The organism is Microvirga antarctica, assembly GCF_017921815.1.
GTDB classification, from domain to species: domain Bacteria; phylum Pseudomonadota; class Alphaproteobacteria; order Rhizobiales; family Beijerinckiaceae; genus Microvirga; species Microvirga antarctica.
This window is the reverse complement of sequence record NZ_JAGEMM010000004.1, coordinates 304075-329584: the sequence shown is the minus strand read 5'-3', so window position 1 is coordinate 329584 and position 25510 is coordinate 304075. Positions and strand designations below refer to the sequence as shown.

The 25510-nt window shown below is 62.2% G+C and carries 21 protein-coding genes; 6 read left to right on the top strand and 15 right to left on the bottom strand.

The features are described 5' to 3' along the window. Position 1: 1 nt before the first annotated feature. From J4G32_RS14715 to J4G32_RS14705, 3 genes are read left to right on the top strand one after another with little or no spacing between them, the layout of a single operon-like run. Positions 2 to 1561: a gamma-glutamyltransferase family protein gene (locus J4G32_RS14715; RefSeq protein WP_210496009.1), complete on the top strand. Its 1560-nt coding sequence runs from the start codon at positions 2 to 4 to the stop codon at positions 1559 to 1561. Then, positions 1558 to 2535: an ABC transporter ATP-binding protein gene (locus J4G32_RS14710; RefSeq protein ID WP_210496007.1), complete on the top strand. Its 978-nt coding sequence runs from the start codon at positions 1558 to 1560 to the stop codon at positions 2533 to 2535. Before J4G32_RS14715 ends, J4G32_RS14710 begins: the two co-directional genes overlap by 4 nt. Next, on the top strand, positions 2535 to 3539 hold the full coding sequence (locus tag J4G32_RS14705) for an ABC transporter ATP-binding protein (protein ID WP_210496005.1): 1005 nt from the start codon (positions 2535 to 2537) through the stop codon (positions 3537 to 3539). Before J4G32_RS14710 ends, J4G32_RS14705 begins: the two co-directional genes overlap by 1 nt. Before the next feature lie 27 nt (positions 3540 to 3566). Here J4G32_RS14705 and J4G32_RS14700 read toward each other — a convergent pair whose 3' ends face one another. The 6 genes from J4G32_RS14700 to J4G32_RS14675 form a co-directional block, all read right to left on the bottom strand. Then, complete coding sequence (locus J4G32_RS14700; RefSeq protein WP_210495999.1) at positions 3567 to 5441, bottom strand: putative bifunctional diguanylate cyclase/phosphodiesterase; 1875 nt, start codon at positions 5439 to 5441, stop codon at positions 3567 to 3569. A gap of 250 nt (positions 5442 to 5691) precedes the next feature. Then, the gene (locus J4G32_RS14695) at positions 5692 to 7143 is read right to left on the bottom strand and encodes an aldehyde dehydrogenase family protein (protein WP_210495994.1); all 1452 of its coding nucleotides are present in this window, start codon (positions 7141 to 7143) and stop codon (positions 5692 to 5694) included. 2 nt (positions 7144 to 7145) lie between these two features. Beyond that, positions 7146 to 8345 (bottom strand): fumarylacetoacetate hydrolase family protein, encoded by a 1200-nt coding sequence (locus J4G32_RS14690; protein ID WP_210495991.1) that lies wholly within the window; start codon positions 8343 to 8345, stop codon positions 7146 to 7148. Between the two features lie 138 nt (positions 8346 to 8483). Continuing rightward, positions 8484 to 9488 (bottom strand): Gfo/Idh/MocA family protein, encoded by a 1005-nt coding sequence (locus tag J4G32_RS14685; protein ID WP_246505078.1) that lies wholly within the window; start codon positions 9486 to 9488, stop codon positions 8484 to 8486. Further along, complete coding sequence (locus J4G32_RS14680; protein WP_210496115.1) at positions 9485 to 10477, bottom strand: Gfo/Idh/MocA family protein; 993 nt, start codon at positions 10475 to 10477, stop codon at positions 9485 to 9487. Before J4G32_RS14680 ends, J4G32_RS14685 begins: the two co-directional genes overlap by 4 nt. 47 nt (positions 10478 to 10524) lie before the next feature. Then, a complete protein-coding gene (locus tag J4G32_RS14675) occupies positions 10525 to 11709 on the bottom strand; it encodes an ABC transporter substrate-binding protein (protein WP_210495989.1) in 1185 nt (394 codons plus the stop codon). Between the two features lie 196 nt (positions 11710 to 11905). Between J4G32_RS14675 and J4G32_RS14670 the strand changes: the two genes are divergently transcribed. Together J4G32_RS14670 and J4G32_RS14665 are read left to right on the top strand one after the other, a co-directional pair. Continuing rightward, a complete protein-coding gene (locus tag J4G32_RS14670; protein ID WP_343232657.1) occupies positions 11906 to 12703 on the top strand; it encodes a DUF1194 domain-containing protein in 798 nt (265 codons plus the stop codon). A 79-nt stretch (positions 12704 to 12782) separates the two neighbouring features. Next, positions 12783 to 13772 carry a glutathione S-transferase family protein gene (locus J4G32_RS14665; protein ID WP_210495986.1) on the top strand — a complete coding sequence of 330 codons (990 nt, stop codon included), beginning with the start codon at positions 12783 to 12785 and terminating at the stop codon, positions 13770 to 13772. Here J4G32_RS14665 and J4G32_RS14660 read toward each other — a convergent pair. The 9 genes from J4G32_RS14660 to minC all read right to left on the bottom strand — a co-directional run bounded on the left by J4G32_RS14660 (position 13769) and on the right by minC (position 24399). After that, positions 13769 to 14107 carry a DNA-directed RNA polymerase subunit alpha C-terminal domain-containing protein gene (locus tag J4G32_RS14660; protein ID WP_210495983.1) on the bottom strand — a complete coding sequence of 113 codons (339 nt, stop codon included), beginning with the start codon at positions 14105 to 14107 and terminating at the stop codon, positions 13769 to 13771. The two genes, J4G32_RS14665 and J4G32_RS14660, sit on opposite strands and share 4 nt — an antisense overlap. Then, a complete protein-coding gene (locus J4G32_RS14655; RefSeq protein WP_210495980.1) occupies positions 14079 to 14315 on the bottom strand; it encodes a hypothetical protein in 237 nt (78 codons plus the stop codon). The genes J4G32_RS14660 and J4G32_RS14655 overlap by 29 nt, the downstream gene beginning before the upstream one ends. 70 nt (positions 14316 to 14385) lie before the next feature. Then, complete coding sequence (locus J4G32_RS14650) at positions 14386 to 16236, bottom strand: hypothetical protein (RefSeq protein WP_210495978.1); 1851 nt, start codon at positions 16234 to 16236, stop codon at positions 14386 to 14388. Beyond that, positions 16227 to 17330, bottom strand: a complete 1104-nt coding sequence (locus J4G32_RS14645; protein WP_210495975.1) for a family 8 glycosyl hydrolase — start codon at positions 17328 to 17330, stop codon at positions 16227 to 16229. The genes J4G32_RS14650 and J4G32_RS14645 overlap by 10 nt, the downstream gene beginning before the upstream one ends. Before the next feature lie 17 nt (positions 17331 to 17347). Then, positions 17348 to 19762: a cellulose biosynthesis cyclic di-GMP-binding regulatory protein BcsB gene (locus tag J4G32_RS14640; RefSeq protein WP_210495972.1), complete on the bottom strand. Its 2415-nt coding sequence runs from the start codon at positions 19760 to 19762 to the stop codon at positions 17348 to 17350. Positions 19763 to 19817: 55 nt separating this feature from the next. Beyond that, positions 19818 to 21992 (bottom strand): UDP-forming cellulose synthase catalytic subunit, encoded by a 2175-nt coding sequence (bcsA, locus tag J4G32_RS14635; RefSeq protein ID WP_210495965.1) that lies wholly within the window; start codon positions 21990 to 21992, stop codon positions 19818 to 19820. A gap of 593 nt (positions 21993 to 22585) precedes the next feature. Then, on the bottom strand, positions 22586 to 22861 hold the full coding sequence (gene minE / locus J4G32_RS14630) for a cell division topological specificity factor MinE (protein ID WP_210495960.1): 276 nt from the start codon (positions 22859 to 22861) through the stop codon (positions 22586 to 22588). Next, complete coding sequence (gene minD, locus J4G32_RS14625) at positions 22858 to 23673, bottom strand: septum site-determining protein MinD (protein ID WP_210495955.1); 816 nt, start codon at positions 23671 to 23673, stop codon at positions 22858 to 22860. Before minD ends, minE begins: the two co-directional genes overlap by 4 nt. Positions 23674 to 23694: 21 nt before the next feature. Continuing rightward, positions 23695 to 24399, bottom strand: a complete 705-nt coding sequence (gene minC / locus J4G32_RS14620; protein ID WP_425515522.1) for a septum site-determining protein MinC — start codon at positions 24397 to 24399, stop codon at positions 23695 to 23697. A 269-nt stretch (positions 24400 to 24668) separates the two neighbouring features. Here minC and J4G32_RS14615 point away from each other — a divergent pair, with 269 nt between their 5' ends. Beyond that, positions 24669 to 25382 carry a DUF1028 domain-containing protein gene (locus tag J4G32_RS14615; protein WP_210495952.1) on the top strand — a complete coding sequence of 238 codons (714 nt, stop codon included), beginning with the start codon at positions 24669 to 24671 and terminating at the stop codon, positions 25380 to 25382. Positions 25383 to 25510 lie beyond the last annotated feature (128 nt).

Below are 25510 nucleotides of genomic sequence, written 5' to 3'. Positions count from 1 at the left end.
CATGCAGACATTCCAGGTGCTGAAGCCGTGCGTCCGGTCGCGGAATGGCATGGTGGCCGCGCAGAACCGCCACGCGGCGGCGGCCGGTGCGACCGTGCTTGAGCGCGGAGGCAATGCGATCGACGCGGCGGTCGTCACCGCCCTGGTTCTCAGTATTGTCGAGCCCTGGCTGTCGGGCGTTGGCGGTGGCGGCTTTCTGGTGAGGGCCGACGGCCGCACCGGCGACGTGGACACGCTCGACTTCAACATGCGATCGGCGGCAGCCGTTGATCCGTCCGACTATCCGCTGGCCGAGAACCAGAGCGGCAACTGGTTCAACTGGCCGTCTGTCGTGGACGACCGGAATGTGTCGGGCTATTCGTCCATCTGCATCCCGGGCGCGGTGGCGGGTTTTGCCGCAGCGCTTGAACGGCATGGGACGATGACCTGGGCGGATGCTCTCGAGCCCGCGATTGCGTTCGCGACTCGTGGCTTCGAGGTCGACTGGTTCGCGGCTCTCTCCATCTCGACCGAGGCCCCGGCCCTCGTTCGGGACCCGGAAACGGCCGCGCTCTTCCTCGATCAGGGTCGCGCGCCATCCGTCGGCGACAGCGCTCATCCTCATCTCCGGCCGATGGCGAAAAAAGCCGAGATGTTGAAGCGTCTTGCCCAATCGGGTGCACGCGACTTCTATGAAGGCGAGATCGCCCGTCTGGTGACCGCCGATCTCCAGCAGGGAGGATCCGTCATCTCGGCCGCCGACATGGCATCCTATCAGCCGACGTGGAATCCAGCCCAGACGGGCCGGTATCGCAATTACGACGTTCACGTGGTGCCAGGGTTGAGCGGCGGCCCGAGCTTCCTCGACGCGATGGACCGTCTGTCGGCGCTGACGACTTTCGGACCGGAAACGTCTGACGCCGATGCCGCGCTTGCCTACGCCAACGCCATCCGCGACACCTATCAGCACCGGTTGACCACCCTGGGCCACGCCGCCCGCGCGGCATCCTGCACGTCGCATGTGAGCGTGGTCGATCGCGACGGCACCATGGTGGCGCTGACCAACACCCTGTTGTCTCGCTTCGGATCGAAAGTGGTTCTGCCCAATGCCGGCATCCTCATGAACAACGGCATGATGTGGTTTGACCCGCGACCCGCGCAGCCCAACAGCATCAAGGGCGGCGTGAAGCCTCTCGCCAATATGTGCCCGATCGTCCTGACGCAAGACGGTCGCCCCCACCTGGCGATTGGCGCCGCTGGCGGGCGGACCATCTTTCCAACCGTTCTGCAGATCGTCTCCAGCCTGGTCGATTTCGGCGCAAGTCTAGAGGACGCCTTTCATCGCCCGCGCATTGACGCCAGCACACCCGTCATCAAGGTCGATATCCGGGCCGGCGCCAAGGTCGCCGCAACAGTGGGGCGCCTCCACCCAGTCGAGCGGGTCGACGACACGATCTACCCTGTCAATTTCGCAATCCCCTCCGCCGTCATGCGAGACGATGGCGGTTTTGTCGGGATGGTTCATCCCACAAGCCCGTGGTCCGCCGTGGTGGCTGCCGATGACGCGGCACCCGCCTCATGAATGCAGCCGAGCCCGTCCTGGCCATGAGGGATGTCGCCATCGAGATCGGCGGGGCGCGCGTCGTCGATGGGGTCTCGATCACCGCAAGCGCCGGACGCATCGTGGCGCTTGTCGGCGAGAGCGGGTGCGGGAAAAGCCTGACGGCACTTTCGATTTTGCGATTGCTGCCGAAGGCCGCGCGTTTCACCGGTGGCACCGTTGAACTTGGCGGTCGCGTCCTCAGCGCGATGAGCGAAGAGCAGTTGGCAGGCGTGCGCGGTGACGAGGTCGCAATCATTTTCCAGGAGCCGATCGCCTCGCTCAATCCGCTGATGCGTGCCGGTGAGCAGGTCGAAGAGGCACTTCGTCTGCACAGGGGGCTTGGGTCTGCAGAAGCACGGCGCGAAGCCATCGCGATGATGACGCGCGTCGGCATTTCAGACGCCGAACGACGTGCGGAACAATACCCCTTCGAGTTGTCCGGCGGCATGTGTCAGCGCATCATGATCGCCGCCGCCCTCATCTGTCGCCCCAAGCTCCTGATCGCCGATGAGCCCACCACTGCGCTGGATGTGACGATCCAGGCCCAGATTCTCGATCTCATGCGCGATCTCCGGCAGAGCGCCGGGACCGCGATCCTGGTGATCACCCACGACATGGGCGTGGTGGCCGATCTCGCGGATGACGTCTGCATCATGTATGGCGGACGCATCGTCGAGAGCGGGCCCGTTGACGCGATCTTCGAAGAGCCCCGGCATCCCTATACAAAACTCTTGTTGGCGACCATTCCGAAACTCGACGGACCGCGCAAGGTCGACCTCAAGACGATCGCCGGCGTCGTCCCTGCAGCGGGGACGTGGCCGGACGGGTGCCGGTTCCGCAACCGATGTCCGCTGGCCGACGAGGCTTGCGCAACCGTTCCGCCATTAGTGGAAGTGGGGCCGGACCATGACACGGCATGCTGGCATTCCACCCGTGTCGCGGAGCTCGCCTGATGGCACTTGCCGAAAGCCCACAACCGCTCCTCCAGGTGCGCGACCTCAAGGTCCACTTCCCTCTTCGCGGTGCGCACAAGGATGCAACGGTGAAAGCCGTGGATGGGATTTCGTTCGACGTTCCGGCCGGCCGCACAGTCGCCATCGTGGGCGAATCGGGATGCGGCAAGTCCACCACCGCCTATGCGGTTCTGGGCCTCGAGAAACCGACCTCGGGCCAGGTGTTGTTCGACGGTCGCGATATCACCCATCTGCGCGGCCGCGACCGCCAGGCGCTGGCCTCTGAGATGCAGATCGTTTTCCAGGATCCAAGCGCCGCCCTCGACCCGAAGATGACCATCGGCGATAGCGTGGCCGAACCGCTCGCCATTGCTGGACGGCCCAGGCAGGAGCGTCGGCGGCGCGTGGCGGAGCTCCTCGACCGCGTGGGCCTGTCGCAAACATTTGCGGCCCGGCTGCCGAATGCGCTTTCCGGGGGTCAGCGGCAGCGTGTGGTCATCGCACGAGCGCTTGCCTTGTCGCCGCGCCTGCTGGTTCTCGACGAGCCCGTCTCGGCCCTTGACGTGTCGATCCGATCACAGATCCTGAACCTCCTGCTTGAGCTTCAGCGCGATCTCGGTTTGACCTATCTCTTCATCTCACACGACCTGTCTGTCGTTCGCCACATCGCCGACGACGCGCTGGTGCTCTATCTCGGCACGATTGCCGAGCGAGGCCCGGTCGACGCGCTGTTCGAGGCGCCCCGGCACCCGTACACCCAGGCGCTGCTCTCGGCGATTCCCCTGCCGGATCCCGCCCGTCAACGGCGACGGGAGCGGATCGTGCTGAAAGGGGAATTGCCGAGCGCCCTCGACCCTCCCGTGGGATGTCCCTTTATCGGGCGTTGCCCCATCTCCATCGACCGGTGCGCGCGCGTGCGTCCTCCGCTCGTCCCCTGTCCCACCGGGACAGAGGCTGCATGTCATGTCCGCGCCCCGGCAGACGGCGGCGTCGTGGGTCTTTGAGGGCGGGGCAGAGATCCTGTTCGACCGTCAGATCGGGGACAATTGCCCGAACTTGCACAGGATATCGGTTGTGACTCCGGCCGATGCGGGCCGGGCGAAGTGGAACCCCTGACCAAGAACGCATCCCATCGACAGCAGGCGATCGACCTGTTCCCTGGTCTCGATGCCTTCCGCAATCACCCGGATGTCGAGCTTGCGCGCGATGTCGAGGATCGCCTCGACGATAACGCCGCTGGGCCGATCATCGATGATCCGGTCCACGAAGGATTTGTCGATCTTGATGATGTCGACCGGAAAATTGAGCAGATGAGTCAGGGACGCAAACCCCGTCCCGAAATCATCCAATGCCACGCGGATCCCCTTGGCGCGCAGACTTTCGACCTCCCGCGCCACCATGTGATCACCCGTTCCCATGAAGACGGACTCGTTCACCTCCAGGATGATGTGTTTGAGCGGAACACCGGCCTGCGCGAAAGCATCCGTGATGCGAACCTCTAAATCCCCCCGCTGAAAATCAGCCGTCGTGACGTTGATTCCGACATGTTGAAAGGGAATGCCCATGTCCAGCCATCGACGGAGATCGGCCGCAACACGTGTCAGCATTTGCCCGGTCAGGGCGTAGACGATCCGCGAGTCGGTCAAGGCCTCATGAAACTCCTTTGCGGCCAGCAGCGCCTTTTGGACATCGGTAATGCGCGCAAGTGCCTCGAGCCCGATGACCTCCGCACTGTCCATGCGAACGATCGGCTGGTAGTGGGGGATGATGCGCCCCTCGGCGAGTGCTTCGCCGACCACCCTGACAGCCTTAATCCGCTGGCTGATGGACGTGCGCATCCCTGCCCGGAACGGGACGAAACCGCCGCGATGCGTCTCCTTCCCGTGATAGAGAGCGAAATCCGCATTCTGCCGCAAGGTATCGACATCTACGGCTTCCTCGGCCTGCAGTATGCCACCGATCGTGACAGACGGAATGATCGTCTGATGCGCGTGATGGAACGGCGCACCGATTGTCGAAATTAAATGCTGAGCCGCGTCCGCCATGGCCGCCTCGCTGCGACAGCCCAGCACCATGAGGGCAAATTCGTCCCCGCCGAGCCGGAAAGCCTCCATGGACTGTCCCATCGTTTCCAGGCGACTGGCGACCGCTCGGATCAGCGCATCGCCTGCAACATGTCCGAGCGTGTCATTGACGGACTTGAGTTGATCGATGTCGACCAGCAGAAGTGCGAAGGGCGTGTCTTCCTCGGCAGCTTGCTTTATCCGTCGATCGAAGCTCACGCGGTTCGAAAGCCCAGACAGCGCATCGACGAATGCGAGATCATGGAGGCGCTGTTGAATCTGCTGATGTTCGATCGCAATGGCGCAAAGGTTCGTGCAGGCAGCGACGATATGCCTTTCGAGATCGACAGGCCCGCGCGCTGAATGGAAGTAGAAAGCAAAGGTGCCGATCACATGCCCATCGCGCGCCTTGATGGGGCTGGACCAGCAGGCCTTGAGGCCGAGGGGCAGGGTGAGGAACTCGAAATCGGCCCATCGTGGGTCGGTCGCGATATCCCGGACTTCGATGTCTTCGCCCCGATAGGCTGCTGTTCCGCATGACCCAACATGCGGCCCGATAGGCAAGCCCTCCAGCGCCTGGGAAAAGGAGGCGGGCAGACTGGGGGCCGCCAGCGGGTGGAGAAGTCCGTCCCTGTCGACGGTAAGAACGGAACAGACCGACTTCCCCGTGAACTTCTCGACTCTGCGGCAGAGAAAATCCACGATCGACGCCAGGGGCTCGCCGTATGCAACTCTTGCGAGAACCTCGCTTTGGAGATCAAGCAATTCCTGCTTCAGTGCATCACTTACCTGCGGCGCGGTCTCTCGCCGTCGAGGGGGCGTCGTCTGCACGTCGGTCGCCATCTGCCACACCATTGCGTTGTCCCGCGTCGGACAGTTCCAGTGTCTCCTGCAAACCCTGATGGACAACAACGTGATAACGCCAGACTAGTTCATCTCATTCCATTATACGATTTACTCATGTCCTCCACGATGGTCTAGACACCTGTCCATGCAAGACCACCGAATGCAAAACCAGCCTTTCCCGGGCCGAGACTGTTACGGTATTATCCGGAAAGCACGTTTGCTGGGCGGAATGACCGGTTAAGTGTGCTCAATTGCCATCGTGCGTGTAGGCCGTCTTGACCGTGGTGTAGAACTCCTGCGCGTAGCGCCCCTGCTCGCGCGGACCGTAGGAGGAGCCTTTTCGGCCGCCGAATGGCACATGGTAATCAACGCCCGCCGTCGGGAGGTTCACCATGACCATGCCGGCTTCGCTGTTGCGCTTGAAATGACCCGCGTGCTTCAGGCTTGTGGTGCAAATGCCCGACGAGAGGCCAAACGGCGTATCATTCGCGATCGCCAGTGCCTCCTCGTAGGTTTTTGCACGCGTGATCGTGGCGACGGGGCCGAAGATTTCCTCGCGCGCAATGCGCATCTGGTTGTCCACGTTTGTGAACAGGGCCGGAGACAGGTAGAAGCCCGGATGGTCCCGTGTGAGGCGTTCGCCCCCCTGAACCAGCGTTGCGCCCTCGTCCTGGCCAAGTCGAATGTAGGAGAGATCCTGATCGAGTTGACTCTGGTCGACGACCGGCCCGATCTGCGTGCCGGGTTTGAGCGCATCGTCGACGACAAGGCCTTGCATACGCTCGGTCATCGCCTCCACGAAGCGGTCGTGAATCCCGTCCGTCACGATGAGACGCGAGGAGGCCGTGCAGCGCTGACCTGTGGAGAAAAAGGCGCCGTTGACCGCGCATTCCACCGCGACCTTGAGATCGGCATCGTCGAGCACGACGAGCGGGTTTTTGCCGCCCATTTCCAGCTGCATCTTCTTCATGGGGTCCGACCCGATGCATGATTGGGCGACCTTGCGCCCCGTCGCGACCGAACCGGTGAACGAGATCGCAGCAATCTGCGGGCTCGTCAGCATGGTCTCGCCGACCACCGATCCCCGCCCCATGACCAGGTTGAAAACCCCCGCCGGGACACCGGCCTTGGCGATGATTTCGGACAGGGCATGCGCGGAGGCAGGCACCAAATCCGCCGGCTTGAAGACGACGCAATTGCCATAGGCCAGTGCCGGTGCGATTTTCCAGGCTGGGATCGCGATGGGGAAATTCCAGGGTGTGATCAGCCCCACGACGCCCATCGGCTCACGGGTGATCTCGACTTCGACGCCTGGCCGCACGGAGGCGAGTTTTTCACCCGAAAGCCGCAGGCATTCTCCGGCGAAGAACTGGAAGATCTGGCCGGCGCGCATGGCCTCGCCGATGCCCTCGGGCAGAGTCTTGCCCTCCTCTTGAGACAGCAGGCGACCCAATTCTTCCTTGCGCGCGATGATCTCGTCGCCGGCCTTCTTCAGAATGTCATGGCGAAGCTGGATCGAGGATCGGGACCACGACGGAAACGCCGCGGCGGCCGCATCGATGGCGCGCTGCGCATCGCCAACACTGCCGCGAGCGAATTCCCCCACCACATCCTGCGTGTTCGACGGGTTGATATCGAGCGAAGCATCGGAGGCCGCTACCCACTCGCCTGCGATGTAGTTTTTTGCCTGGATGGTCATGGTTACTGGTCCGACTTGGATTTGAGAAGGCCGCGTTGAGCAAGGTTGGTCATGAGCGCCACGAGACCGAATGTCCAGGGCTCGCAATCCGAACTCGTTCGCATGCGGTTCACGAGCGCACCGAGCTTGGGCGCCGCGATGGTGACGACATCGCCTGCCTTGTGCGTGAACCCGAGACCGGGCTCGTTCCGATCCTGCGTCGGCGCAAACATAGTCCCGAGAAACAGCACGAAACCATCCGGATACTGATGGTCCGGGCCGATGGTCTGGCTCACCAGATCCTCAGGATCCCGGCTGATTTTTGCAATCGACGAGGACCCTTCGAGCCTGAAACCATCCTCACCCTCGACCGTCAGCGTGACGGTCGTGGTGCGGACGTCGTCGAGAGTAAAAGTGTCATCGAAGAAGCGCACGAAGGGCCCGATTGCACAGGAAGCGTTGTTGTCCTTCGCCTTTGACAGAAGCAGGGCGGACCGGCCCTCGACATCGCGCAGATTGACATCGTTGCCGAGCGTGGCCCCGACAATCCGTCCAGCGGGCGACACGACAATCACGACCTCCGGCTCCGGGTTGTTCCAGGTCGATTTTGGGTGGTAGCCCGCGTCCATGCCGGGCCCGACCGCCGAGAGGGTCGGAGCTTTGGTAAAGATCTCCGCGTCAGGACCGATGCCGACCTCGAGATACTGGCTCCATGCCCCTTGCGCCACGAGGACCGCCTTGAGACCCATTGCCTCCGTGGAGCCAGGCTTGAGCTTGCTCAGATCATCCCCGACTAGGCGCGTCACCTCACGCCGGATCGCGACCGCGGCCGCAGCATCGCCACGCGCCCGCTCCTCGATCACCCGCTCCAGCATGGAGACCGCAAAGGTCACGCCCGCGGCTTTGATGACCTGGAGGTCGATGGGAGCCAGAAACCAAGGCTTGGCAGGATCGCGTCCGTCCGGCGGCGTATTGGCCAGAATGTCCTCGAAAGAGCCGAGGCGCGCTCCGGACGCGGTGCGACAGACCAGAGCCGGTTCGCCGAGGGCCGCCAGTTCGCTCATCGTTGCGCACGATTGCGAAAGGTCAACGACCCCGCCCTCGCGAATCGACACGAGCGTCGGTCCGATACCGGGTTGCCAGACCCGCCCAGCGAGGGCGCCGCCAAAACCATCGGTCGGGAGGACCCGGTGGAGGCGCTCGGGCGAAGAAACCTTTTCCATGTCAAGTCCTTGACCTCTGGCTGCGCGACCTGTCCTCGGACAACCCGTTCGCTGTCGCGTCTGCCCAAGCAGACTAGCGAAGTCGCCCCGCAAGGGCCAGAGCGTCGGATCGGGCCGCGCTGCGTCTGGCCTCCAGCATCATTCCCGGCCAGCCGCAAGAATGTCGGTCACCAGGCGTTGGCTCGCCAGCGCTTCCTCGCCGGACACCTGTGGATCCCTGCCCTCGCGGATCGCATCGAGAAAGTCGGCCAGGACGGCCCGATGGGCATCATGGGGGAAATCCATGATGCTGGCTCCGCTCCCGGTTTTTCCTTCCGCTTCGACACGCTCTTCGGTGCCGTCGAGCCAGGACAATTGCAGTGTGCCGCCGATCAGCGAGGCGAAGCCCTTTGTACCGATGATCTCGATCCGCTCGGCATAGCCCGGATAGGCGGCGGTGGTCGCCATAAGCGTGCCCGGTGCGCCGTTCCCAAGGCGAAGGATCGCCGTTACCAGATCCTCGGTCTCCATCTGATGAAGCTCCGTGGTGCGGACGTCGGCCTTGACGACCTCGGAGACCCCCAGGAGCGACCGGAAGAGATCGAGCGAATGGATCGCCTGCGTCAGCAGGACGCCGCCGCCGTCGCGCGCCAGTGTTCCGCGGCCGGACTCATCATAATAGGCCTGTGGCCGCCACCAGGGCACCGTGAGAAAACCCGCCTGCACCTGACCGAGTTCGTCGGTCTCCAAGGCCTGCTTGAGCCGGAGGCTCGCGGGCCGAAAGCGGTGCTGGAGGACAACGCCGAACCGCAATCCGGACGCCCTCGCCAGCGCGACGAGACGCTCGGCGCGTTGCAGGGTCAGCTCGAGAGGTTTCTCGATCAGCACATGCTTGCCGGCGGCCAGGCACTTCTCTGCGATCGCCAGATGTGTGCTTGGCGGCGTCAGAAGCAGCACGGCCTCGACGGCGGGATCGGCAATGGCCGCATCGAGGTCAGTCGTGGTTCGGAAACCGAACTCGGCCTCGAAGGCGCGCGCGCGCTCCGCCGAGCGGCCGACGGCCCAGCGGACATTCACCCTGGACGCAAGATCGATGAGGCTCTTGGAATGCGGCTGGGAGGCGGGGCCCAACCCGATCATCGCCAATTCGATCTTCTTGATCATGAACTCTCCGGATGTCCGGGGCGTGCGCTGCCCGTCAGATATGAGGCATCCGCCTGTGCCTGCAGGGCAAGCCGACAGACGGCAAAGACGTGGTCCTGACGCATGGCGGTCTCTGTGCGGTCACGGACGTCGGTCAGAAATCGGTCGAAATAGACAAGGGGCTCGCGGTGTGCCTCGATATATCGCGTCCCTTGGCGATCGACGACAAAGACATGATCGGTTCCAGGGCGGCCCGCAAGATCGACGTATTTGCGGAGCTCGATCGTCCCTTCGGTCCCGAGGATGAACAGCCGTCCATCTCCCCAGTTCGACAGGCCGTCCGCGGTGAACCAGTCCACCCGGATGTAGCCGCTGGCCCCTTCGCTTCGCAGCAGGATGTCCCCGAAATCCTGAAAGCCCGGATACTCCCCGTCACCGAAATGACCCACGGAGGAGGCGATGATCTGCGCATCCCGCGAGCCGGTGAAATGCAGGAATTGATCGATCTGGTGTGAGGCGATATCGGCCAGAATGCCGCCGTAGGCGGTGGTGTCGAAAAACCAATCCGGGCGGATCTGCCGGTTGAGGCGGTGGGGTCCCATCCCGATGGTCTGGATTACCCGTCCGATGGTGCCGTCGCCGATCAGTTTCTCGGCGACGAGCGTCGCGGGAACGATGAACCGTTCCGAGAAGCAGATAGAGAAAATACGCCCTGTCTCGGCCACACACGCCTCGACTTCCACAAGTTGCGCGATTGTCGTCACGCCGGGCTTGTCGACCATCACGTCCTTGCCGTGCCTCATCGCCTCCACCGCGATGGCCGCACGGTCGCGCGGGATGGCGGCGCAGACGACCACGTCGACGGTCGGATCTTCGATCAGCCGTCGACGTTCCGTGACTTTCGTCAAGGCGGGAAAGCGCTCTTCGAATCCGGCGAGCACGCGAGCGTCGCTCGTGGCAGGATCGTAGCCGACGCACGCGGCACCAGCTGCGAGAAGACCCTCGACCATATGGTAGATATGGCGATGGTCGAGACCGATGACCGCGAAGCGCACGCCTACTTCGCCATGGCGCCGATTTCCTGATCCCAGCGCCTGAACGCCGCCACCAGCTTTTCAGGGCTGAGCGGCACAACGGTCGGTAACTTGGCGATCAGCTCGTCGTAGATTGGCCGGCCGAATTCCTTGATCACGGCCTGGCTTTCCTCCGGCGCCATCGCAAGCGTCACGCCCTTGATCGCCGGGCCGGGATAAAAGTAACCCTTGTCGTAGGTCGCAGCCTGTTGCTGCGGCTGCAGCATGTAGGTCATCAAGGCAAGGAGCGCGCCGATCTTCTCGGCCTGCACGCCTTTGGGGATGCACATGAACTGCGTGTCCGGGACCCAATGGGTGCCCTCGAGCGCAAAGATTCCGGCCTCTTTGGGCACGATGCCGAGCGCGCGCGGGTTGATGTCCCAACCGCAGGTCGTCACGATGATGTCGCGGGTTCCCTCTCCAAGCTCCTTCATGGTCGCACCCGTGCCGGCGGGATAATAGTCGATCCCGGTGCCAAGCTCCTTCAGGAATGCCCAGGTCTTGTCCCAACCGCCCATGGGATCCGTCGGATCCTTATCGCCAAGGATGTAGGGGATGCCCATGAGAAACGTCCAACCGGGGCCCGAATTGACGGGGCGCGCATAGGTGAAGCGCTTCGGGTTCGCCTTGACCCACGCCAGCAGATCCGCTGCCGTGCGGGGAACGCTTTTGACGCGCTCAGGGGCATACTCGAACAAGGGGCCCGACGGCGAATAGACAACAGCCACGCCCTGATCCTGCCCGAAGTTCTTCTGCATCATCAAAGCTTGGGGGTGATAGATCTCGTCGAGCTTCGGCAAGCCGGCCGCATGGGCCTTGACCACGTCGATCCAGAGCCCCTGTTGAATCCCATCCGATAAAGCGCCCGGCCCTGTCAGGACGAGGTCGATATCCACCTTGTCTGCCTGTTGCTGCGCCTTCAGTTTCGAGGGCAATTCCGGCGAGGGCGCTCGCGAAAAGGTGACCCGGGATACGATCTTGGGGTTCTCTCGGGCAAACCGCTCGATCGATGCTTGCGTGAGCTGCAGATTGCCCGCCACATCGATGATGTTGAGCGCAACCGGATTGGCCGGGACGGGTGCCGGCTGACCCCAGGCGCCCGAGCCATAAAGCGCAAGTGCGCCCGTTGCCGTTCCGAGAAGTCCACGGCGCGTCAATGCTTGTCTCATGCGTCCCTCCAGTGAAACATTCTTGCGCCATCGATGCAGGCACAGCGTTCTTATCTTGTATGCTAGTTTGCTAGTGTGGGAGCGCAAGGCTTTAATTTTGTCGGCGCGTCTTCGGGAATGGCGAGGGGCTCTGCCGGCTGAAAGCGCTTGCCTCCGCGCCCATTCACGCCAATGCTCGCGAAAGCAAGAGGTCCCGATGGCTGCAATGAGGTTGCGCATACTGCCCGTACTGGCGGTCGTGATGATGGTCATGTCGACGGTCGCCGCTAAGGCCGAGACAGAAGTCGACCTCGCCCTGGTACTGGCAGTCGACGTTTCGCGCTCGATGGATCCAGACGAACAGGAACTGCAGAGGCAGGGATTCGTCGAAGCGCTGCGCTCGCCGCAGGTGCATCAGGCCATCGCCGGAGGCACGCTCGGTCGTATCGTGGTGTCCTATGTCGAGTGGTCCGGCGAGAACGAGCAGACCGTCATCGTCCCCTGGACTGTCCTCGACGACGAGCCGGACGCCGTGGCGTTCGCCGGACGACTGGCGGCAGCCCCCGTCTCACGCATGCGCCGAACGTCCATTTCCGGCGCAATCGATTTTGGCGTCAGACTGCTCGCAGATACCGGGGTCACGCCTCTGCGCAAGGTCATCGACATCTCCGGCGACGGCCCCAACAGCAGCGGCCGCGCCGTCACTCGTGCCCGAGACGAAGCGGCATCCCAAGGCATCACCATCAACGGCCTGCCCATCATGCTGAAGCGCCCTTCCGGGTTCGGCGACATTGACAATCTTGATGCCTATTATCGTGATTGTGTCATCGGCGGGCGCGGTGCCTTCATCGTGCCCGTTCGCGAGCGGCAGCAATTCGCAGAAGCCATCCGGAACAAAATCATCCGTGAAATCGCCGACCTGTCTTCGACCCCGCTGATCCAACCGGCGCAGGCGGCGAGCCCCGTCGACTGCGCCACGCGCGGGAGCGCCGGCTGGGATCAGTGGCGGAATTAGTCGCCTGCTTTGTTGGACAAGACGACCGCTAGTCGCGCGCACGACGGACTGCGACCTCAGAAATCAGGACACCTCCCACATGGGACTTCTCATTGACGGCACATGGCACGACGACTGGTACGACACCGGTCCGTCAGGGGGGCGGTTCATCCGCAAGGACTCGGCCTTTCGCAGTTGGGTGACGGCCGATGGGGCGGCCGGGCCGACGGGAGAGGGAGGCTACAAGGCAGAGGCCGGACGATATCACCTGTATGTGTCCCTTGCCTGCCCGTGGGCACACCGCACGCTGATCTTTCGGAAGCTCAAAGGCCTTGAAGACTTGATTGGCCTGTCGGTTGTTCATTGGCGGATGGGCAAGAACGGCTGGACCTTCGAGGACGGTCCTGGTGTCGTGCCCGATACTGTAAACAAGGCGCGATATCTCTATGAGGTCTATCTCGCGGCAAAGCGTGACTATACTGGCCGTGTCACGGTTCCGATCCTGTGGGACACGGCAACCGGCGCCATCGTGAGCAACGAATCATCGGAGATCATTCGGATGTTCAATTCCGCCTTCGACGGGATCGGAGCGCGGCCGGCCGATTTCTATCGTCAGCCGCTGCGACCCGCGATCGATGTGCTGAATGCGCGAATCTATGAAACGGTCAATAACGGGGTCTACAGGGCCGGGTTCGCCACAACGCAGGCAGCCTATGAGGAAGCCGTACTGCCGATCTTCGCAAGTCTGGATTGGCTCGACGGTCTCCTGGCAACGCGACGCTATCTCTGCGGCGCGCAACTGACCGAGGCCGATTGGCGCTTGTTCACCACATTGGTGCGGTTCGACGCCGTCTATGTCGGCCACTTCAAATGCAACCTGCATCGTATCGCCGATTACGCGAACCTGTCAGGCTACCTTCGCGATCTCTATCAAATGGATCGTATTTCCGAAACGGTCGACTTCCAGCACATCAAAGGCCACTACTACGAAAGTCATCGCACGATTAACCCGACAGGGATCGTGCCGGCAGGCCCCGTCCTTGCTCTCGACGCGCCACACAACCGAGACCGCCTGGGGAACGCCGACTAGCCCCCGCCTTGGCTGCCTGACGATGTGCCGTTCCGCTGGCTGATCTTTCCGATGATCGCCTCCATGTCCTGGACCAGACCGTTGAGATGCAGAAGCAGTTCGGCGTCGGAAATCTTTGGCCGGAACAGCGCGGGCTGCGGCGAATCCAGCGCGCTTTTGATTTCCTTGATTTCGTCGAGCGCCTTCCGACCGAAGCCGGGCGTACCCAACCAATCGTTGTCTCGGTAGGCCAAAACTTCAGCAATCGTCGGAACGCGCCCCTCAAACTCACGGAGGAGCGCGTTCGCAACGCGCTTGGAGCACCTATCAATTGGGAAAGGCTGATCGAAATTCATCGGTTATGGACTCACAGGTACAGTGTTCATGAGGCAGCCGGCGCGAAATGTCGACGGCGAGAAAGGCGTAATCCGCATGGCCGATGGAGCGGGGCTGCCCGGACCCCGTCGCGGCGGTCTTGGTCACCACTGCGACGGAAGGCGAACTCAAACAGAAACGCAACGCGTGCATCGCGACAGACTGATCGGAAATGATCTGACGTGACATCGGGCCAATCCAGGGCAACGAACCGCGCAACAGGCGCTGCTTCCGGCTATCAAATGCCCTTTGGTCTTCATCAATCCCCGAGATGTGTCGGATCGAGCTTCGTGCCGGAATAGTAAAGTCCATATTGCGTATCACGGGTCGACGATTTCTTGTCCATCTCGGCGAACTGCGCCTTTGCCTTGTCGTACTGGCTCAGTTGATACAATGCCCAGCCGCGCAACACGCCAAGACCCTGATCCTCCGGTGCCTTGGCGGCTCGCTTGTCGAGGACCGCGAGTGCGTCGCGATACTTTCCATCCTTGAACAGCTCCGACGCCTCTTTGGCCAGAAGTCCGGCCTGACTGTCGCCCCCGGCGGTGCGGACAGCACCCTGCCCCTTAGACCGCCCACCCGCCGCAACAACGCGGGTCTTGTCGATCTGCAGAGCAGCAACGGCCGGATAGCGAGATCCGAATTCAGCAACCGTTTTCTTGAACAGAGCCTGATCTTTCGATCGCGATGCCGCGAGCGCCAGGCCAAGGGCGCTGGTTGCCGTCGGCTCCCATGCAACCGACTTCGCAAACCACTGACCGGACTTTGGAAACGCCCCGGTATTGTAATAGTACCAACCGAGCGCCTGCGCGCCAACAGCCGAGCTCGTCTTTGCCACGACCTCCTCGGTTTGCGCCAGGCGCGTTGCCTCAAAGACGGCAGGCTTCGGTTCTGTCAACGCCGTCGCGACAATCTCGACATAGAGCTTCGCGACAAGCGGATCGGATTCCCGCCACTGGTAGGCTGCTGCCTCTGCTTCCGTCAGAAGCCCTTGTTGGCGCAGAGACAGCGCATAGCCTTCGGCGGCCTTCGGCGACTTGTCCCAATCGACGGCCTGCTTGAACCATGTTGCGGCGACTTTCCAGTCCTTCTGGGCATATCTCTGCCAGCCAAGCATGACCGCGTCGTTGCTCAGCCTGCGCTGCGTCACAAGGGCTTCGAACGTCCGCATCTCAGCGGCCGGGACGACGGGGGCCGTCGCGTCGGAGATGGTTGCGCCGATCTGACGACGCAGGAGGTCGAGATTGACGGCCTCCATTTCCTTCTCGCCCATGGTCCGCCGGCCCGATGACGCCATGAGTGCTTTCACGGTGGGAAGCGGCAGAAGCTGCATGGCCTTCTGCAAGGTCGCGACGCGCTCGGCTGGATTGTTGCACTGCACAAGGATGAAACGATACAGATCCTGTGCCCGCTCAGAGTCATCCGTCTCGACAAGGGATTCCGCGACGCGCCACATGACGTCGACATCCGCGCAGACGAGCATGTCAGGTCGCTGTTCCGCGAGCCGGAGAACCGTTGCGGAATCCTTCGCGTCCGAGGCGGCGACCAGATCGGCTCTTGTCACGGCAATTTCGAACTTCTTCGCAAATTCGGGCGAAGGACGCCAGGTTGGATCCTCCGTGCGAATATCCTGCACGGTCGCGAGAATGTCGTCGAACCGTCCAGCTGCAAACAGCTCCCACAACTTGGTATCGAAGGCCGGGTCGCGCGCCTCGTCGAACAGGTCGCCTGGCGGCTCCCAGGCGGGGTGGAGGATCTTGATCCGCTTGATTTCCATCGAGACGCGTGCGGAATCGTTTTGCGAGGCGTAGAAGCGCAACGCGCTCTCGTCGACCTGGGCCGACGTTGCCGCTGGATCTCCTCGCTTCTTTGCGAGCGAAGGTCGCGGCGCTGTAAGGGGGCTGCTGGGCGCCGCCAAGGGAGCAGCAAGCGACCGCTCGAGCGGCGCAGCCGTGGCCGGGCGCAGGACGAACGCTGCCTGTGGAGGTGCATTCTCGGTTCCCAGGGCCTGCGAGAGGCGGCTCGAGAGCTCCGTCGCAATCCCGGATGTTCCCACGAGAACGGAAGTGCTGACGCAGGCCAGGAAAAGCGTCGTGCGGATCAAAGACATTCTGGGTACCTTTCCTGAAGGGCGATCAGAGACAGGATGTGCAGGGTCGTGGAGTAGTACGATCCTTGCTCGATTTTCTGCAGCGCTGCCGGCAGCTTCTTGCGATCGACAGCGCATTTGGCGGTAGCGACGACCGCCTTGAAACCATTGCCTCCGAAGGCATCGAGGGCCGCTCCAGAGGGGAGCTCGACTTCGAAGGGTCCGAGGTTGAGGGTGTCGTTCCAAAGACCCGCGAAGGGCCGGAGAAGATCCCGCTGATTGACGGTCGACCAAGCGAGATACAGCGGGATGCGAATGGCATTGTAGCTGAAGCGAGACGGGAAGGCCTGCGCCGGCGCCGGCTTCCCGGAATCCACCGCGATCCACTCCGATGGGAGACGGGTTGGCCCGAACCGGCTCTCACGGATCAGCCGCAGCCCCGTCGACTGGATGCTGTTCCAGTCGATTTCAGGCGAGATGCCTTTCAGACGCTCGAACGCGGGGAAGACCCAATAGGACAGGTTGAGGACCATGCCGTCCGGCTGGTCCTTGGCGGTAAAACCCGTGCGACCGGGCAGCAGAACAGCTCCGCCGGACCCTTCGGCCACCACGCTTCGCCCGATGGCGGACGCGATCTTGCGCGCGGCGTCCACATAATCCGGCGAATGCCACTTTTCGCCGGCCTCGAGCAATGCCCACGCGATAAGAATATCGCCATCCGTCGCGTTGTTGCGATCGGTTACGTTCGGGGTGCTCTTGTCCTTCCACTGCCAGGCCGCAAGATCGCTCGGATCGATGTAGAGCTCCTTCCGGGTCCAGTTCCAGATCTCATCGAACGCGGCACGATCGGACGCCTTGGTGGCGATCAGCATCGCGTAGCCCTGACCTTCGCTGTGACTGATCTTATTGACGTCGTCGATCACACGACCGGAGCGCACGAACTGGCGCTTGTAATTATCCCACGCCGTTGCCAGCCAATTCTCCGGGAGGCCCTGCCCTTCCTTTGGCGCAGGTCCTGGCCGGACAGAGTCCGCAAGAGGCGCCCGCGCGCGCTCGCCAACCGCCCAGGACGCGGCGTGCGGGCACGTGCTCCCGATCAGGACAATGAGACACATGAGGCCTGCTCGCGCACTCATGGCTCGCGGACGCCGGTGGTGCGGAGTGTGCGCTGCAACAGCATCGTCAGAACCAGAAGAACGGCCAGAAGTGCAACGAGCAGAACGGGAACGTTGCGGGACAGCCAACCTGCGGCGATCAATCGGACGTTCTGCACATCGAGCCCCGCGGTCTTGCTCAACCAGATATTGCCTGAGACCCGCGTGGCGATCTGGTTTGTCTCCGAATCGAAGACGGCAGCCTGCCCGACCAGCTGCTGCCAGAGAGAGCCGGTGAGGAGGTTCGACGTCGAGGCCACGAGATCGGCAGCGGACGGCGCCACAATCACGGTGGTGGACTCGATGCTGGGAAGAAACCCCGGCTGCGAACCGTCCTGAAGATCGCGCGCCCTGGCGCCTTGGGCGATGACGAGAGTGGAATTGTCCGTCACCACCAGCCTTGCGGCTTCAGGCGAGGCGAGAACGCCCGTGCGGCGCAGCGGTTCGGTGACGATGTCGGAGGCCGTCGCAAAGACGGAGCCGACATGACGCGTCAACCAATCGGAGCTGGTGCTGCCCACAAGAGTCTTGAGCCCTCCCAGAGAAGATTGGGTGTTTGCGAGTTGATCGTGGAGGCTGCTGGTCGCCACCGGCGGATCCGTCGGCACACGCCGGGACGGCACCACCAGTTCGCCACTGGCATCCATCGACGCAACCTTAATTCGCTCGGGATTGCTGCTCGTTTGTACCGCTCCCGTTGTGGTTCCCTGCCAAGCACTTCTGAGTTTGTCAGGATCGAGCTCGGCCGCACGGAGCATGGCGTCGGGCACGTCCCCGAAGGCTCCTATTGCGAGAACATGGGATCCGCTCTGCGGCGGCTGCTCGAAACCGACATTCACCGTGGTTGGGTGGCCGGCAACGCTCGCCATCTTTGCCAGCACGGTCAGCGACGCATCAATGGCTTCGCTTCGCCCTTTGGGGATGAAGACAGAGAGTTCTTTGGACAAGAGGCCGAGACCGCCCGACATCGCAGACGAGATGTTCGGCAACGCTCCGATCCGTGCAAGGGTCGGCACAGTGATCTCGCTGCTCCCGGCGAGCAGGAAGCGTTCGCGCTGGTCGAGCAGCGCCACCGCATCGCAGCGAGCGTCCCCGGCTGTTCGCGTCTCGGCTTCGATGTCGATGGTGTTGAGACCCGACTTGAAAGCCCCCGTCGGAAGATAAAGAATATGGCGCTTGAGGACGTCGCCACGCGGGTTGGCCATCGACGCGTCGGCAATGACAGTCCCGTTGACTCTGACGATCAGTTTATTGCTGGGCGAAAGATCCGGCGCGTAGACAGCATCGGTCGTCAACGTCACGCGGCCGTAATCCGCCGCGAGAAAGTCCGGCGGGAGCTGCACTTTCACCGTCTGCCGGCTGAGACGGCCCCGAAACGGTTCCGATTCCAGCCCAAGCTCATTGAGAGTGGCGGATTCGCCGCCCTGCAGCCGCCGCCCACTGACATTCTTCAGCGCCCTGAGCCCGGCAGGAGAGCCCACCGGCACGGCCGCAGAGGCGCGCTCGGCAAGGGCCTCAAGAGCAGCATCGATTTCCGCCTCGTTTGCGCCTGTCACGGCCAGCGTGACGCGTCCATCAGAGGTTCCCTGCAGAACCTGGCTGCGTGGGCCTGAGCCTTGCAGGCGCTGTCCCAGAAGGCTTTCAATGGCGCCAGCCTGCCCCACGATGATATCGAGACCTCCGACGCCGGGCGACGATGGATCGAACTCAACGACGGGGTTCGTATACTGACCGAGCAGCACCGCCGACTGGACGGCGCGAGATGCGCTGACCACGTCTTTGCTGCTGGAGCCGCGCAGGACTTTCACCCGAATGGGCGTCGATCCGTTCTTGCCACTGCCGACCGCAGGAAGATCGCGCAACTCGCGAATATCGGCGACACCGCCTGTGAAGGTGAGTTCGCTCTGGTCGGGCAGGAGCCGCGTCCACAATTCGTAGGTCGACCCCGCCGAACAATCGACGCGGTGAGATTGGCGGACACTGATCCTCACAGAATTGAAACCAACCTCCAGCAGACCGGCCGGGATGTTGAGGCTCAGATCTCCGGGGCGGCTGGATGCCTGCTTGGTTGTCTCGCCCACAACCACATCATTGATCTTCACGGTGAGATGAAATGTCTCGGGCAAAACCGAGATCGCATTCAAATATGCGAGCTTCAGTTTCGCCGGCCGGGTCGCCTCATTGGCTGTCAGATAGACCGGATATTCGTGGCTCGCTGCCTCTCCGACGAAGTCCATCTCGTCCGCTGCGATGGGCAGCGCCCGGCGCGATTCCAGAACCGGGAAACTCAGGGATGACACCGATCCGGCAAGAGAGCGGCGCGGCGATTCGGCTGCACCGACCGCGAGTGGCAGCAGTGATGCGGCGAAGGCAAGGGCCAGGACGGGACGCATTGTCGGCTCCAAAGTCAAAAGTCTTGTCTGAGAGGGTTGTAGGGCGTCGGCGCGCTCAATGCGTCGTGGCAGGGACAGTGGAAGCCGGCTCCCGGCGGAAGAGCGCGTAATAGCCCCCGCGCAAAGTCTGCCTGAACCCCCAGAGCAGGATCTGAGCCGTGCCGAGAACAATGCTCTTGGAGCGTTGGCGGGATTGTCGAACGCCCCGCAGCAGCGTCAGATCGCTGTACATCATCCGGGCGACGGCCCCATATTCGGCCGCGTTCAATGTTTCGAAGCTGACGCCAATGATGCGATCGTCGCCTTCACTGCGCACGTTCGCGATCCGCACGGGAATCGACACAGACGCCGGAGCCTTTCCGGGAAGCGTGAGAGCCAGTCGTGCGGAGGATTGCAAGCGAATCGCCTCCTTGCCGCTCGCGCGCACCAGCATCCCACCCTGCGAAATATCGATCACGCTCCCGACAAACACCAATCCGTCAACGCTGAGCGTTCCCCGCGCCTCGGTGGGCAGGCGATGCGACTGGCGCCGTTCGCGTCGTTCACAGACGGCACCAAGCGCAAGACCCGCCATCATGAGGTTGAACATGTTCCAGAACCCGACGATCAGGAGAAGCCCAGCGGCCTCCGGTTCGGCGTGCATGCGATAGAACACCGTTCCCTGGGCGAGGAGGAGGACGACGAAGATCAGGAAATAGGGCCAGGCGAAGCCGGAGAGATGATCCTGCTCAGTCGAACCGCCCTTGGCCGTGACGTTGAACTTCGGCGATCGCGGATTGCGGATGACGCCTGCAATCGATTTCAGGAGATAGACCGACTGGAGATACTCGTAGAGTTCAGAAATCCACGGCCAGCGGAAGCGCCCATAGGCGTAGCTTTGGAGAAGCACAGCGGCGACCAGATAGGTCATCGTATAAGCGCCGAATTCCGCGACGGTCGAATTGTAGATCTTGAGATTGAAGAAAATGAACAGAAGCGGCGCGAAAAGAAATGCCATGCGCGGGATCGGAAAGAGCCAGAACATGCAGGTGGACAGGTAGCAGATGCGCTGCGCCGGAGAGAGGCCCTTCTTGAACAGCGGGTTCTTCATGAGAAGGATCTGCAGCATCCCGCTGCACCAGCGGGAGCGTTGGCCGATGAAGGATGAGAACGTCTCGGGCTGCAACCCTGCGATCAGCGGCTTGGCCACATAGACGCTGTTCCAGCCTGCCGCGTGCAACTCCAGCGCCGTCTCGCAGTCTTCCGTGATCGAGGTGCCGGCAAAACCGCCGACCTGTTCGAGTGCGCTTCGCCGCAGGACCGCCGCGGATCCGCAAAAGAACGCCGCGTTCCATTTGTCGAGGCCCTTCTGGATCATGCCGTAGAACATCTCGCTCTCGGACGGCATGCTGTCGAAGGTGGACAGATTTTTCTCAATCGGATCGGCATTGACGAAGAAGTGAGGTGTTTGGACGAGAAACAGCTTGGGGTCCTGAGCGAAAAATCCCACCGTCTCGCGGAGGAACTCTCTGGCCGGGGCGTGATCTGCGTCGAAGACCACCACGAGATCCCCGCGGGAATGAAGTAAGCCGTTTGAGAGGTTTCCCGCCTTCGCGTGAACGTTCTTTTCCCGCGTGAGATAGGTCACATCGAGGACGCGGCAGAGCTCCTGCAGTTCGTGGCGTCGCCGCGCAGCCGCATCCGCAACCTTGAAGCTTGTGGAGTTGATCTTCTCCTCCGTCCCGCCGTCGTCCAGGAGGTAGACTTTCATCCGATCCGCCGGATAATCCATGCCCTTCGCGGCAGCCAGGGTCAGGGCCAGCAGGCTCGAATCCTCATTGTAGGACGGCACGAAGACGTCGACCGTTGGAGCTCTGCCCTCTTGAATAGCAGGGGCCCTTCCACGGGTAATAGGCCGCGAGATCACGAAAAGGCTCAGGGCGAGCATGACGACGCAGAACATTTCGGCTGCGTAAAGCAGGATTCCAGGAATGAAGTCTTGCAGATGCTCGGGACTAGGCAGCGTCGACGTGGTCCGCCAGTATACATAGCGCAACACGAGGATGGCCCCGAGTGTAAAAAACAGATGACGCCAATAGCCACTCAGCTTCAACAGCTTGATTGCCAGCATTGCGACGAGGCACGCTTCCGCAATTGCCCATTGGGCGTCTGTTCCCACCGGCTGGAGCAAAAGAAGGAGGATGAGCGATACCGCCACAACTATCATTACGCCATTCAGGACGCGCATCATTACTAAATTCCACTTTGAGTGTGGGAAGCCATGAGCGGAACTTATTCTGAGAGGCTCTTAAATGCTGGGAAACAAAGTGTTAGCGGGCGTCCCTCAAATTTGGCCCAAGACAATTTCGGGCTACCTGATGCGTGACGCTATTGCGTTCAAAAAATTCGTCGCATCATCCGAAGGTCAGTTTCGGCAAAACATGGATTTATTGATCGCGCTTTTCCACAGGATCGGATTGAAGCGAACGCTTCTCCTGTCTCTACTGGGAGCGATGAAGAGATTGGTGGCGGATTGTCGCGGTTAATCTAGCAAAGCCAGTAGGCAAACCCAGCTTGCGGAATGGCACGAAAATTGCTAATGGAGTGCCTCTCTGGGCCTTCCGAACGAAACTGCCTCGCGAAGTGGCAGATGCCGCTTATGGGGGGAGCGAATTGCACCGCCTCGCGACTGACGGCGCTCTAGAGCTATCCAACGCTACCGGTAGGCCGCGGATGATGGGGTGCATGTTGGCCGAAGGGCTTCAACCGCGATCTCGGGGCCGAGGCGGGATCGTGGCGGATTGGACCGATCCGGAGAGCACGAGGCGCCGGATCGGCCGTGTGTCAGGCGCGCGCCGCGATGGGCGCGCCACTCGCTGAAGGGATCTCAACTTCGATCTCGAGGGTCGACACATCGCCGCCCCTGTTCATCTTTACCTGGATATTGTCACGCTCGACGGTGATGTGTCGTCTCACAAGAGCAACGATCTCCTCCCGCAGGAGCGACACGAGATCGCTTTCGCCACCGACGATGCCGCGCTCGTGCGCAAGAAGGATCTGGAGCCGTTCGCGGGCGACTGGAGCTGAACTCCGGCGATTGAAAAAGCTCAAGAGGCTCATGCCGCCCTCCGTCCGAAGATTTTCCCGAACAGGGTCTTCCGATCGCTCGGAATGGTCATCTCGACGGTCTCTCCTTTAAGGCGTCGAGCGGCATCGAAATAGGCACGTCCCGGCGCGCTGTCAGGATTGTTCAGAGTGACGGGCGCACCCACGTTCGATGCACGCAGAACCTCTTCGCTCTCGGGGATGATCCCGAGAAGGGGAATGGAGAGGATCTCCAGGATGTCGTCCGTCTTCAGCATTTCGCCGCGCTCCGCGCGTGCTGGGTCGTAGCGGGTGAGCAGCAGATGCTTCTCCATCCGCTCTCCACGCTCTGCCTTCTCGGTCTTCGAATCGAGGAGGCCGATGATCCGGTCGGAATCGCGGACAGACGACACTTCAGGATTAGTCACCACGACGGCGAGATCAGCGTGACGCATCGCAAGGGTCGCGCCCCGTTCGATGCCCGCGGGGCTGTCACAGATGACCCAGTCGAACTTCTCGCGAAGCTCGGCAAGGACTCGCGCGACGCCTTCCTCGGTGAGCGCATCCTTGTCGCGCGTCTGCGACGCCGGCAGGATCGAGAGGTTCTCAAGCCGCTTGTCGCGAATGAGGGCCTGCGCCAGCTTCGCATCGCCCTGCACCACGTTGATCAGATCGAAAACCACGCGGCGCTCTGCCCCCATGACAAGGTCCAGATTGCGCAAGCCGACATCGAAGTCGACCACAACGACTTTGTCGCCGCTTCGTGCCAGTGCGGCACCGAGAGCAGCCGTCGAGGTGGTCTTACCAACGCCGCCCTTGCCAGATGTCACGACCAATACTTTGGCCATTGTGTGCCTCTTTCTGTGAGATCAGTCGAATGTTTTGAGGATGATCGAATCGCCATCCAGGTTGACCTGGGTGGCGAGGCCCCGGAAGGCAGGGCCGAGATCGTCGGCCGTCTTGTAGAGCCCGTCGATGCTGATGAGTTCAGCTTCGAAGCGGTTGCAGAAAATGCGCGCGCGCGCGTCGCCGGTACAGCCCGCAATCGCACGTCCGCGTAGCGTGCCATAGATATGGATCGATCCACCGGCCACGACCTCGGCTCCCGACGCAACCGACCCGATGATCGTGACGTCCCCCTCCGCATGCAGGATCGATTGGCCCGAACGGACGGACGTCTCGATGAGGAGGGATTTCATCGGTGCGGGCGTCGTCACCGCAGGGGCTGGCGCGGCGGCGGTTGGAACCTCGACGGCACCGGCCGGACGACCGCCATTCACGCTCGGAGGCATGCCGGGCTCGACGATGGCCGGATCGGCACCCTCCATCCCCATGAGCCGGATGTCTCGTGCCTGAAGCGACGCGATCAGGTCCTTCAGTTCGCCTCTGGACAGCCGGATGGTCGACAGATCGAGGATGATGGCGCGCCCTCCGAAGAATCCTGGAGAGCGTTGAGACACTTCGTCGAGATCCGAAAACCATGCGTTCAGGGGCGCTGTCGGGGCCAGAACGAGCGCCATGAAGGATCGGCCACGGAAACGAAGCGAGGGGCGGGGGCGAACGGCGATGGTCACGGGCGGTCAGATTCCTGTTGTGAACCGATCTCGTCGTCTTATGGTTAACCGACAGTTAATATCCGCGGGATTGTGCCGTGATTTCTGTGAGAACGACCGTCAAAAGTTGGGCCCCGGTTTCGCGCGCCGATCCATGATCACGGGGATGGCGGGCGACATCACGCCAGCGATGAACGCGAGTCTGCAGCGCTGCATTTCCCCAGTCCCCGGCTCTCGGCTAAGGTCCTAACCGCGGCAGCCGCCGCGCTCTTGGCAAGGAAGACGAATCCATGACGTGGTCTATCGTCGCGAGAGACAAACGGACAGGACATCTCGGCATTGCGGTCTCGACCTGCGCCTTTGCGGTCGGTGCACGCGTCCCGTTTGTGGAAACGGGGACCGGCGCCGTCGCTACGCAGGCTTTCGTCAATCCGTTCTACGGTCTTCGCGGGCTTGAACTCCTCAGGGCCGGCTTTTCCGCCGAAGACGTGATTGAGCGCATCACGGAGGCGGATGCGGGGCGTGCCCAAAGGCAGGTGCATGTGACCGATCGTGCCGGGCGGTTTGCCGCTTATACGGGCATGGAATGCGTCCCATGGTGCGGTCATCTTCTGGACGAGACGTTTTCGGTGGCCGGGAATATGTTGGCCAATGAGGATGTTGTTCCTGAGACCGCGCGGGCATTCAGGGAGTTGGAAGCGCTGCCGCTGGCGCGCCGGCTGGTTGCCGCATTGAAGGCCGGAGAAGCCGCCGGCGGGGACAAAAGAGGGCGCCAATCGGCGGCCCTCGTGGTCCACGACAGTGAGGAGTATCCGTTGGTCGATCTGCGGGTTGACGACCACGCCGATCCTCTCGCGGAACTGGAGCGTCTGGAGGCGGTGAGCCGCCAACGGTTTCTGCACTACCGCAAGTTCATGCCGTCGCGGGCTCACCCGGCTGGCATCATCGATCGGGCCGAGATCGAGAGCAGGATTGCCCAATCGATCGCAAATGGCGAGCCGTAACCTGCAATGTTGCGGCAGCGAGAATTCTCTCGTAGTCGGGAAACGGGGTTGAAGAGCGGCGGCAATTGGTGGACGTTGGCGACGCCGGTGCGCTCCTGACATCGTCGGCGCGCGCAGCGCCACCCTCA

Coding starts and splice junctions, on each gene's coding strand:
- J4G32_RS14685 (WP_246505078.1), bottom strand. CDS start 9,488: ATGATCAAGAAGATCGAATTGGCGATGATCGGGTTGGGCCCCGCCTCC.
- J4G32_RS14675 (WP_210495989.1), bottom strand. CDS start 11,709: ATGAGACAAGCATTGACGCGCCGTGGACTTCTCGGAACGGCAACGGGC.
- J4G32_RS14700 (WP_210495999.1), bottom strand. CDS start 5,441: ATGGCGACCGACGTGCAGACGACGCCCCCTCGACGGCGAGAGACCGCG.
- J4G32_RS14640 (WP_210495972.1), bottom strand. CDS start 19,762: ATGCGTCCCGTCCTGGCCCTTGCCTTCGCCGCATCACTGCTGCCACTC.
- J4G32_RS14615 (WP_210495952.1), top strand. CDS start 24,669: ATGACGTGGTCTATCGTCGCGAGAGACAAACGGACAGGACATCTCGGC.
- J4G32_RS14690 (WP_210495991.1), bottom strand. CDS start 8,345: ATGGAAAAGGTTTCTTCGCCCGAGCGCCTCCACCGGGTCCTCCCGACC.
- J4G32_RS14715 (WP_210496009.1), top strand. CDS start 2: ATGCAGACATTCCAGGTGCTGAAGCCGTGCGTCCGGTCGCGGAATGGC.
- J4G32_RS14695 (WP_210495994.1), bottom strand. CDS start 7,143: ATGACCATCCAGGCAAAAAACTACATCGCAGGCGAGTGGGTAGCGGCC.
- J4G32_RS14645 (WP_210495975.1), bottom strand. CDS start 17,330: ATGTGTCTCATTGTCCTGATCGGGAGCACGTGCCCGCACGCCGCGTCC.
- J4G32_RS14665 (WP_210495986.1), top strand. CDS start 12,783: ATGGGACTTCTCATTGACGGCACATGGCACGACGACTGGTACGACACC.
- J4G32_RS14710 (WP_210496007.1), top strand. CDS start 1,558: ATGAATGCAGCCGAGCCCGTCCTGGCCATGAGGGATGTCGCCATCGAG.
- J4G32_RS14660 (WP_210495983.1), bottom strand. CDS start 14,107: ATGAATTTCGATCAGCCTTTCCCAATTGATAGGTGCTCCAAGCGCGTT.
- minD (WP_210495955.1), bottom strand. CDS start 23,673: ATGGCCAAAGTATTGGTCGTGACATCTGGCAAGGGCGGCGTTGGTAAG.
- J4G32_RS14705 (WP_210496005.1), top strand. CDS start 2,535: ATGGCACTTGCCGAAAGCCCACAACCGCTCCTCCAGGTGCGCGACCTC.
- J4G32_RS14650 (WP_210495978.1), bottom strand. CDS start 16,236: ATGTCTTTGATCCGCACGACGCTTTTCCTGGCCTGCGTCAGCACTTCC.
- minE (WP_210495960.1), bottom strand. CDS start 22,861: ATGAGCCTCTTGAGCTTTTTCAATCGCCGGAGTTCAGCTCCAGTCGCC.
- bcsA (WP_210495965.1), bottom strand. CDS start 21,992: ATGATGCGCGTCCTGAATGGCGTAATGATAGTTGTGGCGGTATCGCTC.
- J4G32_RS14680 (WP_210496115.1), bottom strand. CDS start 10,477: ATGGTCGAGGGTCTTCTCGCAGCTGGTGCCGCGTGCGTCGGCTACGAT.
- J4G32_RS14670 (WP_343232657.1), top strand. CDS start 11,906: ATGGCTGCAATGAGGTTGCGCATACTGCCCGTACTGGCGGTCGTGATG.
- J4G32_RS14655 (WP_210495980.1), bottom strand. CDS start 14,315: ATGTCACGTCAGATCATTTCCGATCAGTCTGTCGCGATGCACGCGTTG.